Annotated in this window: 10 protein-coding genes; 7 read left to right on the top strand and 3 right to left on the bottom strand. The window is 71.1% G+C overall.

All coding sequences use genetic code 11. The features are described 5' to 3' along the window. A partial coding sequence (locus BM085_RS34190) for a sigma factor-like helix-turn-helix DNA-binding protein (protein WP_218158913.1) occupies positions 1-797 on the top strand: 797 nt, incomplete at its 5' end. A gap of 257 nt (positions 798-1,054) precedes the next feature. On the opposite strand, the gene BM085_RS34185 is transcribed toward BM085_RS34190, so the two are convergent. Continuing rightward, a complete protein-coding gene (locus tag BM085_RS34185; RefSeq protein ID WP_093890932.1) occupies positions 1,055-1,639 on the bottom strand; it encodes a dihydrofolate reductase family protein in 585 nt (194 codons plus the stop codon). A gap of 437 nt (positions 1,640-2,076) precedes the next feature. Here BM085_RS34185 and BM085_RS34180 point away from each other — a divergent pair, with 437 nt between their 5' ends. The 3 genes from BM085_RS34180 (at position 2,077) to BM085_RS34175 (ending at position 9,429) form a co-directional block, all read left to right on the top strand. Beyond that, positions 2,077-4,968 (top strand): ATP-binding protein, encoded by a 2,892-nt coding sequence (locus BM085_RS34180; RefSeq protein WP_093890931.1) that lies wholly within the window; start codon positions 2,077-2,079, stop codon positions 4,966-4,968. Between the two features lie 115 nt (positions 4,969-5,083). Next, positions 5,084-5,236 (top strand): hypothetical protein, encoded by a 153-nt coding sequence (locus tag BM085_RS44860; RefSeq protein ID WP_177245420.1) that lies wholly within the window; start codon positions 5,084-5,086, stop codon positions 5,234-5,236. Between the two features lie 134 nt (positions 5,237-5,370). Then, on the top strand, positions 5,371-9,429 hold the full coding sequence (locus tag BM085_RS34175; protein WP_177245419.1) for a S8 family serine peptidase: 4,059 nt from the start codon (positions 5,371-5,373) through the stop codon (positions 9,427-9,429). Positions 9,430-9,609: 180 nt separating this feature from the next. Here the strand turns inward: BM085_RS34175 and BM085_RS34170 are convergent, their stop codons facing one another. Beyond that, the gene (locus tag BM085_RS34170; RefSeq protein ID WP_093890930.1) at positions 9,610-10,752 is read right to left on the bottom strand and encodes an FAD-dependent oxidoreductase; all 1,143 of its coding nucleotides are present in this window, start codon (positions 10,750-10,752) and stop codon (positions 9,610-9,612) included. Positions 10,753-10,805: 53 nt separating this feature from the next. Here BM085_RS34170 and BM085_RS34165 point away from each other — a divergent pair, with 53 nt between their 5' ends. Further along, positions 10,806-11,498: a TetR/AcrR family transcriptional regulator gene (locus BM085_RS34165; RefSeq protein ID WP_093890929.1), complete on the top strand. Its 693-nt coding sequence runs from the start codon at positions 10,806-10,808 to the stop codon at positions 11,496-11,498. A gap of 171 nt (positions 11,499-11,669) precedes the next feature. Here the strand turns inward: BM085_RS34165 and BM085_RS44855 are convergent, their stop codons facing one another. Next, a complete protein-coding gene (locus tag BM085_RS44855; protein ID WP_177245418.1) occupies positions 11,670-11,828 on the bottom strand; it encodes an HAD family hydrolase in 159 nt (52 codons plus the stop codon). Between BM085_RS44855 and BM085_RS47595 the strand changes: the two genes are divergently transcribed. Both BM085_RS47595 and BM085_RS34155 read left to right on the top strand, forming a co-directional pair. Next, entirely contained in the window at positions 11,800-11,931 is a 132-nt protein-coding gene (locus BM085_RS47595; RefSeq protein WP_425443291.1) for a hypothetical protein, read from the top strand. The two genes, BM085_RS44855 and BM085_RS47595, sit on opposite strands and share 29 nt — an antisense overlap. A gap of 160 nt (positions 11,932-12,091) precedes the next feature. Beyond that, a complete protein-coding gene (locus tag BM085_RS34155) occupies positions 12,092-12,580 on the top strand; it encodes a hypothetical protein (protein ID WP_245789863.1) in 489 nt (162 codons plus the stop codon). Positions 12,581-12,738 lie beyond the last annotated feature (158 nt).

The following is a 12,738-nucleotide window of genomic DNA, read 5'->3' as shown; positions in this document are numbered from 1 at the left end:
GCAACGACCGCACACCCGTGCCTGCCGAGTTGCCGGGCGCGGGTTCGGAGGTGCGCTACCTGCAGCCCTACCCGGACCGGATGCTCCCGGAGGACCCGCAGGAATCGGTGGTGGCGCGGGAGACGATCGAGCTGGCGTTCATCGTCGCCGTCCAGCACCTGCCGCCGCGGCAGCGGGCGGTGTTCATCTTGCGCGACGTCCTCGGCTGGCCGGCGTCGAAGGCCGCCGACGCCCTCGAGCTGACCGTCGCATCGGTGACCAGCGCACTGCAGCGGGCGCGTGTGACGATGCGCGAGCAGCTGCCCGACCGCCGCCTCGACTGGCGGAGCCCTGCCAGGCACGAGCTGTCGGATGACGAGCGCGGCGTGGTGAAGTCGTATATGGACGCCCATGAGCGCAACGACCTCAACGGGCTGATGGCCCTGCTCCGCGACGACCTGCGCTTCGCGATGCTGCCCGAGCCGGGAACCTCGGTCATCACGGCCAAGGACGCGGTGGACGGCTGGGTCTCCGGTGGGCTCTTCCAGCGCGGCTACGACGACTGGCGCTGCCTCGCCACGACGGTCAACCGCATGCCTGCCGCCGTGCTGTACCTCCGCACCCCCGACGACCCGGAATACCGGCTATTTACCATCGCGGTCCTGCATATCGTCGACGGGAAGATCGCAGAGCTCACCGGATTCGACGCCACCGACAAACCATGGCTGAGCCTGCCCCCGACACTGTCATCAGACAAAAGCCCCATCGTCGACGAGTCCAGCGCACGGGCCGCCATCACCGAAGTCACCGCGGAATGAGCACCCCGACCAGCTGAACACCAACGCGACAACGCGAACACCACCGCCCCGCCGGCGTTGCCGGCGGGGCATCTTCATGCCCGAAGAACATCGTCACAATCAACGACGCCGTCGCCCTCATCTCCAGCAAGTCGGTCAACAGCTCACTCGGAACGCAAGGAAGGGCCCGGGGAAGGTTCCCTCATAGCCGAGGGTCACGGTGAGCACGCCAGGAAGGATTTCGACCTGGCCTCACGAGCCGAGCATCTGGCCCGTGCTCATCGCCTCGTCTCGTATCGGGTCAGCACCACGCCGCCGGGAAACGTCCGCGTATCGACCAGGTTCAGGTTCACCCAGCTGTCCAGGGCCGTAAAGAACGGCGTGCCGCCGCCCACCAGGACCGGATGGGTGACCAGCACGTACTCGTCGATCAGCCCGGCCCGCATGGCCGCCCCGGCGAGCGTCGCGCCGCCGATGTCCATCGGGCCGCCGTCGTCGGCCTTGAGCCTGGTGATCTCGGTGACCGCGTCGCCGGTGACCAGGCGGGTGTTCCAGTCGACCGTGCTGGTCGTAGCGGAGAACACCACCTTCGGCATGTCCCGCCAGCGGCCGGCGAACTCGATCTCCGCCGGTGTGGCACCCGGCTGCTTGTCGGCGGTCGGCCAGTGGGAGCTCATCGTCTCCCACAGTTTGCGCCCGTACAGCGCCAGGTCCGTCGCGTCCACCCGGTCGGACCACCACTGGAACAGCTCGGCGCTCGATGACGAGTCCGGTCCCTCCCCTCCACTCCAGCCGATGTCGTCGCCGGGCGCGGCGATGTAGCCGTCCAGGGTCACGTTCATGCCGAATATCAGTTTCCGCATCGTGCCAGCCTCTCGTGAGTCGATCTCACACATACAGACGGGCGCGGCGCGGAAACCTCATCGGTGCGCGATCTGCGTCCGCAGGTAGTCCTCGCGTCCCGGACGCGGCACGGCGTACTCGGCGAGCTCGAGCACCACCGACCGGATCTCGATTTCACCCTCGCTACCGGGCCACCGCGTAGTCCGGCCCGGTCATCGCCGGCCTCCAGCGCCGAGCACCGGCGACCGCGACGCCGCGCGGACTACCAGCGGTATCCGTCACCTCACCCCCGTGGACCCGGACGGCGGCACGGGGGTCACCGGAGAGCGGCCGGTTCCGGGAGGGGCGGTAGTGGCGGCGGGGGCTTGCTGTTTGAATAATCCGGATCGTAACGGTTCAGGGCTTGGAGTCCGAGTGGCCGTTGTGGAGCTGGGCCGGGTGAGTGGAGACGTGCCGGATGGCGATGGACGACGGTACGGCCGCGGGACGAGTGGTTTCTCCAGTCCTGGTGGGGCGTGAGGACCAGTTACGGCGTCTGGTGACCGCGGTGAGCCGTCCGCCCGCCGTGGCGGTGCTGGAGGGAGAGGCCGGCATCGGCAAGACCCGGCTGGTGACGGAGATGGCGGCCCACCCGGATGCGGCGGGCCGCCTGTTCCTCGTCGGGGGCGCCCGGCGGATCCGGGAGCCGTTCCCCCTGGGACCGGTGGTGGAGGCGCTGCGCGGCCTGGGTGAACCGCTGGCGCGGGCCGAGCTGTCACCGGTCGCGGGCGCGTTACGGGGGTTGCTGCCCGAGCTCGCGGAGGTGCTGCCGCCTCCCCTGGAACCGCTGGACGACCGGGCGGCCGAACGCCACCGGCTGTTCCGCGGCCTGGTGGAGGTGCTGGACGCGCTGGGGCCGGTGGTGCTGGTGATGGAGGACCTGCACTGGGCCGACGAGCAGACGGTCGAGTTCCTCGCCTACCTGCTGGCGGCCCTGCCTGTCCGGATGTCGGTGGTGCTCGTCTACCGGGGCGAGGAGGTCGGAGCCGGCATCCGGGAGACGACGGGCCGTCTCCCGGACTCGGTCTTCCATGACCATGTCGTGCTGGAGGCCCTGAACGCCGAACAGACCGGCGTGCTCGCGGCTTCGATCCTGGACGCGAAGGACGTCACCTCCGACTTCGGGGCGCACCTGCATGAACTGTCGTCGGGTCTGCCGCTGGCGGTGCAGGAACTGCTGGCGTTGCTGCGGGAACGAGGTGCGCTGATCCAGCTGCGCAGCGGGCGATGGGCGCGTAAGGCGCTGGCCGAGCTGGACGTGCCGCCGGGGGTCCGTGACTCGGTGCGCGAACGGGTGGGCCGGCTGTCCGCGGCGGCGCGCGGGGTGGCCGAGGCGGCGGCGGTGCTGCAGGTGCCGGCGCGGGTGGCGGTGCTGGCCCAGGTGGGCGGGCTGTCCCGGGCCGAGACCGTGGCCGGGCTGGATGAGCTGCTGGTCTCGGGACTGCTGGCCGAGCAGGACGGGACGGTGGTCTTCCGGCATGTGCTGGCCGCACAGGCGGTGTACGGAGGGATCCCCCTGGGGCGGCGGCAGGACCTGCACACGCGGGCGGCGGCCGCCGTACGTTCGGTGAAGCCGGTGCCGCTGGGGCAGGAGGCTCACCATCTGCGCCATGCCGGTCTGCTGAGGGAGTGGGTGGACGCCGCCGAGCAGGCCGCCGGCCAGGCGTCGGAGCTGGGCGACGACGCCGAGGCCGTGCGGATTCTGGAGGACGTGCTGCGGAACGCGCCGCTGGAGCCCGAACGCCGGGGCCGCCTGGCGGTGCGGCTGGGCTGGGCCGCCGGCCAGGTGCTGCGTCCCCCGGAGGTGATCGACCTGCTGTCGGAGGCTCTGGAGTCCGAGCAGCCGGGGCCGTCGCGCGGGCAACTGCACTTCCTGATCGGCCTGCTGCAGGAGCGGCTCGGCGACGACCCCGGGGCGCAGCGCAGCGCCTTCGTCGCGGCGGTCGACGACCTCGGCGACCAGCCCGAGCTCACGGCGTGGGTGATGGCGGCGCTCGGCAGGCCGATGGACGCGGCCGTGACGCTGGCCGAGCACACCATGTGGCTGGACCGGGCCTTGGAGGCGGTGCCCGCCATAGGCGATCCGGTGGAGGAGATCTTCGTGCTCGGCAAGATCGCGACCTCGCTGAGCGGATTCGGCGATCCGCGCTGGGCCGCGCTGACCGACGATATCCGCCGTCGGACCGGCGGCCGGCCGCGGCATCGCCAGGAGGTGAACGCCTACCGGTCCATCGCGGAGAACGTGTGTTGCGCCGGGCATTTCGAGCTCGCCGATCAGCTGCTGGCCGCCGCGTCGCAGGGGGCGGCCGGTGAGGAATCCTCCCGGGAACCGCTGGCCCGCTGCCGGTTGGTCGCGCTGCTGCTGGCCTACTGCCGGGGCACATGGGACGGGCTGGACCAGGAGACCGCACTGCTTCTCGACGAGTACGGCGGGCGCCCAGCCGACCGGATCACCGCCGAGACGGTCGCCGCCTGCCTGGCGCTCGCGCACGGCGACCTCGACGTCGCCCGGCGCGACCTGCACGATGTCGTCCAGCGCACCGTCGCCCTGGGCGGCTACGAGCTGCTGCCGCTGTCGGTGACCGGATTCCTCCGGCTGTCCAGCGCACGCGGCGAGGCCGAGGCGGCGCTCGCGGTGACCGGCGCGGCGGTCGCCGTGTGGGAGACCAAGGGGCTCTGGCCGCTGGCGGTACGGGCGGTGCCCGCGCTGGCCGAGGCGATGGCCGGCGTCGGTCGGCACGACGAGGCCGCCGATCTGATCGCCCGGCTCTCGGCGCTGCTCGACGGCCTGGACGCTCCGCTGGCTCCGGCCGCGCTGGCGCACGCGCGCGGGCATCTGGCGGCCGGCCGTACGGCCGCCGCGGAGCAGTTCCTGGCGGCCGGGTCCGCCTACGACCGGCTGGGCGCCCCGTACGAGGCGGCCCAGGCCCGCGAACAGGCGGCCGGCTGCCTGTTCGCCGCCGCGGACGCACGGGCCGAGGAGCCGCTACGCGCGGCGATCACGACATTTCAGGCGTTGGGCGCCCGATGGGATCTGGACCGCGCCGCGCAGCTGGCCCGCAAGTACGGGGTGGCGGTGAGGGGGCGATATCCCGGTGGCCCGCAGGGGTACGGCGGCGGGCTGTCTCCCCGGGAGCGGGAGATCGCCGAAATGGCCGCCGCCGGGCTGACCAACCGGGAGATCGGCCAGCGGCTTTTCGTATCGCCCAGAACGGTGGAGAAGCATCTGGGCGCCGTGCTGCGCAAGCTCGGGCTCCGCTCCCGCGCCGCCCTCGGGATGCACCTGGGCGTCGACCGCGACGGCCTCTGAACCGGGCAGATCCGTACGGCACCGCCTACCCCCGTAGTACCCCACCCGATTGGGGCCCTCCGAATGGGGGGCCCTACCCATAGTCCCGGCGTGCCGCGCAGGCGACGCTAACGGCATGTCCGAAACCGACCCCACGGATGGCCGCCCGGTCGACGCCGCCCCGGAGGCCGTCGCAGACCAGGAAGGGCGGGTATCCCCCGCCGCCCCGCCGGATATGGCCGCCGCCGAGCTCCCCGACGACACCCCTGAGGGGTTCGAGCCCCTCTGACCTCCCCTTACCTCTCCCCCACCCCCCAGCCCCGGAAAGGGCAGTTCCGCATGTCTGCACACAGAGCCCCTGACCAGCCCCCGCCGGGCGACGACCCCGGCCCTCCCCCTGCCCGCACCGGCACGAGAGGGAAGATGACGCGCGGAGGATCGCTCCTGGCGGCCTCGGCCCTGGTGCTGGGCACCCTGATGGCGCCGGGCACGGCCGCCCTCGCCCAGGAACAGGAGCCCGCACCGGCCGCCCCGGGGACGGGACCGGTCACCGACCCGATCGCGCTGACCGGACTGGGCCAGGGTGACCGCACGGTCACCCTGATCACCGGGGACAAGGTGAGGTTGAGCGACACCGGCGGCGGCAAGTACGCCGTGCGGCCCGAGCCGAGCGTCCGCCCCGACGGCACCAGCGCCCACCTGTCCACGCTGGCCACCCCGAAGGGCGTGTACGTCACCCCCAGCGACGCCGTACCCGCCGTCAACGCCGGTCGGCTGGACCGGGAGCTGTTCAACGTCACCTACCTGGCCGAGAACGGCTACACCGACGACAAGACCAAGCAGCTGCCCGTCATCGTGCAGTACCCGCCGCAGCACACGGACAAGGCCGTCGCCTCGGCCGCCAAGGCCATCCCGGCCGGCGAGCCCGTACTCACCCTGGAGAGCGTCAACGCCTCGGCGCTCCAGGTCACCAAGGCCGAGGCGGGCGCGTTCTGGAGCGCGGTGCGGGCCGTACCGGACAAGAAGGGCGCGAACGGGTTCGCCGGGCCGGCCAACGTGCCGGACACGCTGCGCGGCGAGATCGCCAAGGTGTGGCTGGACGGCAAGGTGAAGGCCGACCTCGCCGAGAGCGTCCCGATGATCGGCGCGCCGCAGGCGTGGTCCGGCGGCCACGACGGCGCCGGCGTGAAGGTCGCCGTCCTGGACACCGGCGTCGACCCCAAGCACCCCGACCTGGCCGACCGGATCGCCGACAGCAGGTCCTTCATCCCCGGCCAGGAGGTGCAGGACGGCCATGGCCACGGCACCCACGTCGCCTCCACCGTCGCCGGCTCCGGCGCGGCGGGCGGCGGCAGGCACAAGGGCGTCGCGCCCGGCGCCCAGCTGATCGTCGGCAAGGTGCTGTCCAACGAGGGCTCCGGCAGTGACTCCCAGATCATCGAGGGCATGGAGTGGGCCGCGGCCTCCGGCGCCAAGGTGATCAGCATGAGCCTCGGCGGCGACGCCACCGACGGGACCGACCCGATGAGCCAGGCGGTCAACACGCTCAGCGCCTCCACCGGCGCGCTGTTCGTGATCGCCGCGGGCAACGCCGGCGCGTCGGGCGCCGAGACCGTCGCCACCCCCGGCACGGCCGACGCCGCGCTGACCGTGGCCGCCGTCGACAAGAGCGACGCGTGGGCCGCCTTCTCCAGCCAGGGACCGCGTGTCGGCGGTGGCCTCAAGCCGGACATCGCCGCTCCTGGTGTGGCCATCGCCGCGGCGCGCGCCGCCGGCACGACCATGGGCACCCCGCTCGACGAGCACTACACGGCCGCGAACGGCACCTCGATGGCCACCCCGCACGTCGCCGGCGCCGCCGCCATCATGGCGCAGCGGCACCCGGACTGGACGGGCCCGCAGATCAAGGCCGCGCTCATGTCGACCGCCAAGGACGACGCGCTCAGCGTGTACAAGCAGGGCGCCGGCCGGGTCGACGTGGCCAGGGCGTACACCCAGCAGGTCTTCGCCATCACCCCCGGGGCCGACTTCGGCGCCGTCGAGAGCGACGCCGCCCCCGCGAGCCGGGAGCTGACCTACACCAACCTGGGCGGCCAGCCGGTCACCCTGACCCTCTCCCCCGACCTGCGCAAGTCGGACGGCAGCGCGGTCGAGGGCGGGCTGAGCATCGCGGAGACGACGCTCACCGTGCCGGCCGGAGGCACCGCCACCGCCACCGTCACCGTCGACCCCAAGACCCTGGCCGACCTGGACACCTACACCGGCGCCGTCACCGCGACCGCCGACGGCGTCCAGCTGCGCACCCCGGTGGGCGTGGTGCGTGAGGTGCCCAAGGCCACGCTCACCATCCACACCCTGGGCCGCGACGGCAAGCCGCGCAGTCCTTTGGCTCAGGACACCATCGACGTGTCAGGCGACAAGGGCGTCCTCGGCGGTGTCGCCCTGACCGCCGAAGGGACCACGGTCACCCGCGTCCCGCAGGGTGTCATCAGCGTGACGCAGGTGCTGAGCTGGGTCGGCGACGACGAACGGGAGAACCTGGCGTTCCTGTCCGTACCCGAGCTCACCGTCACCGGGGACACCGAGATCACGCTCGACGCCCGCAAGCTGACCGAGGTCCGTTTCACCACCCCGCAGCCGGCCGAGCCGTTGAGCAACGTTCCCTACGTGGCCTACCAGCGGACCGTGGTCAACGGCGGCGCCTACATGGGATTCACCTGGCCCGGCCGCACCTGGTCCCGGCTGTGGGCCCTGCCCACGGAGAAGGTCACCAAGGGCGCCTTCCGCTTCCACACCCGCTTCACCCTCGGCAGGCCCGAGGTCGAGATGAGCATGCGCGGGCGGGGCGGGCTCACCCTGCACCCGGTCTCCGCGCTGCACGGCATCAACACCTACGGGGTGCACGAGCAGTACGACGGCTTCCCCGACTTCCGGCCGTTCACCGGCACCCGCGACCTGGAGGTCGTCGACGTCGGCGAGGGCAGGCCCGAGGACATCGCGGGCCGCGACCTGCGCGGCAAGCTCGTCCTCATGGAAGCGCCGATGTCAGCGGGCCTGTCCGGCCCCATGTGCGGAGTCCAGATCGAGCGGATCGGCCCGATCCGCGACGCCGGCGCGGCCGCGATCGCGTACTTCCCGCAGCCCGGGACCGGTTGCGCGATCCCGCTGAGCATCACGCAGACCCCGTTCAGCGGCGAGGCCAAGCCCATCGGGGTCCCCACCGTGTCCCTGCCCTCCCGCGAGGGGCTTGGCCTGCGTGACCGGCTCGCCGGCGGCAAGCCGGTGACCCTCCGGGTGACCGGCACCGAGGAGTCGCCCTACACCTATACCTTCGCCCCCTACGAAGAGGGCCGGGTGCCCCGCTCGCTGCACTACACCTTCACCGAGCGCGACCTGGCCCGGATCGACGTGGACACCCACACCGTCGCCCCCGCGCGCTACAACGACTGGCGGTACGCGCAGAAGTCCGACGACGCCGTGCCGCTGTCGACCTCCGTCTCCGGGTGGGGCGGCCCCCGGCTCACCCTGCGGGAACGCCGCGACTGGGTCGGACCGGTCGACTCCGGGGTGCTCTGGTCGCACGGCATGGAGGAGATGCGCGGCACACCGGCTGATGCCCGGATTCCGCAGTGGGCCCTGGAGGTGTTCGACACGCCGGTCCGCACCCAGCAGTCCTGGCTGACCACCCCGTTCACGCCCGGCGCCGCGACCGGCTCCGACAAGGTCTACAAGCTCGCCAAGCCGGGCGCGAACCTCGGCTGGTTCTTCCGGTGCATGCTCTGTGTCCAGGGCGACCGCCTGTGGGCGGAGTTCGAGCCCAGCTACGGCTCGCCGGGCACCAGGAAGTACAACGGCGGCTACTGGCCGACGGACGACCTGACCAAGCCGGGCTTCGACGTCCGCCTCTGGCAGGACGGCAAGGAGATCCCGCGCACCCAGGTCGGCGGCACCACCATCCTGCCGGTCTTCCCCCTGTCGCAAAGCCCCGGCAGCTACCGGCTGACCGCCAAGAACGACCGGCACGACGTCGAATGGACCTTCACCACCCCGGTCAAGGCCGAGCGACTGCCCGGATCCTTCTGCTCCCTCGAAGCGCTGTACGGCACGGCGGAGTCCTGCGAGCCCGCCCCGGTCGTGTTCGTCAGCTACGACCTCGGCGACACCCTGGACAGCGGCAATTCCGTCCGCGCCGGCCGTACGCACACCTTCACCGTCTCCCCCTACCACTCCCCGTCCGCCTCGAAGATGCCTGACATCGCCGGCCTGAAGCTGTGGGCCAGCACCGACGACGGCGCCACCTACACCCCCGTCTCCGTCAAGCGCGGCAAGGACGGGACCTACACCGCCACCACCCGCTACCCCGCCCTCCAGCAGACCAAGGGGGCCGTGACCCTCAAGGTCGAGGCCTGGGACAAGGCGGGCAACACCATCAAGCAGACCACCGTCGGCGCCTTCAACCTCCGCGGCCACTCCGCCGGATAACCGCACGAGCACACCGAGCGGAGAAACCCCGGGTCACTCAGCGTGATCCGGGGTTTCTCCCGGTTCGCCGCCAGGGACTCGCTCGCGGTGAGCCGTCCGCCCCGTACGTAGGCCCACCGCTCGGGTCGATGTCACCAGAGGGGAAGCACCTCTCTGCACCGGTGCTCTCGCGCTTGACAGTCAGGACGGCTGGACTTCGTCGAAGAGGGCGAGGGCTTGGGTGGGGTCCGGGCTCACGAGGCGTTCCAGTCCGGCCGTCGTGATCTTCGCCCACCTGCCGGCCCGTGCGCACATCTGTTCCTCGAAGGCGCGGACGGCCTCGTCCAGATCGGCAGGGCCGGGGGCGGCGGCGACGGACTCGGCGAGTTCGGCGCCTTCCAGCATCGCGAGGTTCGCGCCCACCCCCAATGGGGGCATCAGGTGGGCGGCGTCGCCCAGTAGCGTCACCCCGGGGACGTGGGTCCAGGTGTGGGGCACGGGCAGGACGTAGAGGGGACGGTGGACGAAAGCGGTGCCGTGGCGGAGGAGGTCGAGGACGGGAGCGGCCCAGCCGTCGAACAGAGCCAGCAGGCTTGATCGCACGGCCTCGGCGTCGTCCAGGTCCAGGCCCGCGCGCCGGTCCAGGTTCGTGTGCCAGTCCAGCGGCGCGCGGAACTGGGCGTACACCTTGACGTGGCCGCCGCTGTTGCGCTGGGCGACGAGGTTGCGGTTCACGCCGTACACAGCCATGGAACCGTCGCCGATCAGCCGGGCGAGGTCGGGGTGGCGGGTGTCGACGTCGTCCAGGGAGGTCTCGACCATGGTGATGCCGGTGTAGTGCGGCGTTGCGGACGAGAGCGCCGGGCGGACCCGGGACCAGGCGCCGTCCGCGCCGACCACGAGGTCGAACGTCTCCTGTCGCCCGTCCGCGAAACGGACCAGCACGCCATCCCGGGTTCCCGGCACCACCTCCGTCACGCCCCGCCCCCACCGAACGTCCAGGGGGCCGAGCAGCAGGTCGCGGAGCTGCCCGCGGTCGATCTCGGGATTGGCCAGGTCACCCGGACGGGGTTGCCAGTCGCGCAGGACGGTCCCGTCGGCGTCCAGGATGCGCATGGCCTGCCCCTCGGGACGGGACAGCGCCTGGAACTCCGCCAGCAGCCCCGCCCTGTCCAGCGCGAGCTGGCCCATCCTTTCGTGCAGGTCCAGCGTGCCGCCCGGGGGGCGGGCGTCGGGGGCTGGATCGCCTTCGAGGACGGTGACGGGGTGATCGTGGCGGTGCAGGACGCGGGCGAAGGTGAGGCCGGCGGGACCGCCCCCGATCACCGCGATACGATGTCTCATGTCGATACACTGTATTTTACTATTACGGCGTATCGCAACAGTACGATGCAACCATGACTGTGTGGGATCGGCCGGAGCCGCCGACTCGCCCCGTGCCGCTCGACCGGGAGCGGATCGTTGCCGCCGCCATCGCGCTGGCCGACGAGGGCGGGCTGGAGGCGGTGTCGTTGCGCAAGGTCGCCGCCCGGCTGGACGCCGGCCCGATGCGGCTGTACGGATACATCTCCACCAAGGAGGAGTTGTTCGACCTCATGGTGGACGAGGTCTACGCCGAGATCCTCCCCGAGGAGCGGCCCGGCGACTGGCGGGAGGTGCTGCGCATCCGCGCCCACCGCACCAGGCAGGCCACCCTCCGTCACGAATGGCTGGCCGACCTGCTCGGCGGCCGTCCGACCCTGGGCCCGAACGCCCTCGCCGTGACTGAGGCCACGCTGGCCGCTCTCGACGGCCTCGCCGACCTCGACACCGTCATGCGCGCCGTGGAGACCGTCGGCGCCTACTTCACCGGCGCGATCAGACACGAGATCGCGGACCTGCGGGCCGAGCGCGCCACGGGCCTGTCCGAGCGCGACTGGCAGCGCGCCTCCGGTCCGCATCTGAGGAGGATGCTGGCCACGGGCCGCTTCCCGGCGCTGGCCAAGGCCGTGCACGACGGCACGGAGGTGGACGCCGAGGTGTCCTTCGCGACCGGCCTGGACTGGGTCCTCGACGCCGTGGCCGCCAAACTCGCCCGACCGCCGGCGTGACGCTCAGGATTTCCAGGTGACATCCGTGGCACCGCGTGACGCCGCCGAACTGCGCACCCACCTGCTCGACCGGTTCAAAGGCAAGCGTCGATCCGGGCCGGCGGCACAGTGCCGCGGCCGAGACGGTGCCGATCGACTGGGATCTCATCGCCCGCCGCTACGACCAGATGATCAAGTATGCGACGGCGTTGCGGCTGCGGACGGCGGAGACCGAGTGTCGAGCTCGCCAACGGGCAAACCGAGGCGATTCTCCCACTGCTCGGCGACGCCGAGGTCCGTTGTGATCTCCAGTACGCCGCCGATGTCGAACACCACTGCACGAATCGCCATGATCGTCAAGCTACGGCAGCCATGCGAACGACTCAACCCCGTTGCCATCGCCCACACGAACGGCTCGCTCGGCAACGCCGAGAACGCCACCAAGCGCTGCTGAAGCTCATCGATATCGCATCATGTGCCGCGCGCTTGGGCCGGAACCCGAACGAGCACGGATGGAAGTCGGCCTCGAAGGCCCCGCTCGGGCCGGCGTCACCAAGGGAAAAGTAGCTCCACTCAGAACTTTTACCGGCGCTTCGCAGTCAAAGCAGAGCATGATGAAGACGATGATCGGGGCCTCGCTCCTCGCCGGCTCGCTGCTGGTCTCCGGCGCCACCGCGGCCACCGCCCAGACGAAGCCGACGCTGGGTCCCTACGGTTATGGCGCCGTCAAGTTCGGCATGACCGCCAAGCAGGCCCAGTCGACGAGAGACGTCGTCAAGAAGATGCCGGGCAACGGCGGCTGTTCCGGCTGGGACCTGAAGAAGTTCCCGACCCCCAAGGACTCGGTCGGCATCTACATCTCGCCGAACGTGGGACTGGCCGCCATCTTCGCCGCGAAGGGCATGAAAACCCCGGAAGGCATCATGATCGGCTCCACCGCCAAGCAGGTGAAGGCGGCCTACCCGCACATCAAGAAAGACGTCCACGGCTTTTATGTGATCACGGTCCCCGGCAACAAGAAGGCGTACTACACCTTCGGCGTCACGCACGGCAAGGTCACCGAGTACGGCATCGCGCTTAACAAGCAGGACTGTTTCAACTAATGGAGTGAGTCTCCTGAATCATGTCCTCCGCTCGGGCTGACGCGATGAGGCGCAAGGTAGACCCGTTTCCCTAGGTCAAGCGCCGCGGAAGCATCTGTCGAGTTCCTTCGCCGAGCTGTCTGTCGACGTTGGTTCTCGACCCGAGTTCTCGATGTTCG

Origin of the sequence: Streptosporangium canum (assembly GCF_900113865.1) — a bacterium.
In the GTDB taxonomy this organism is placed as follows: domain Bacteria; phylum Actinomycetota; class Actinomycetes; order Streptosporangiales; family Streptosporangiaceae; genus Streptosporangium; species Streptosporangium canum.
This window is presented reverse-complemented; position numbering and strand designations above follow the sequence as displayed.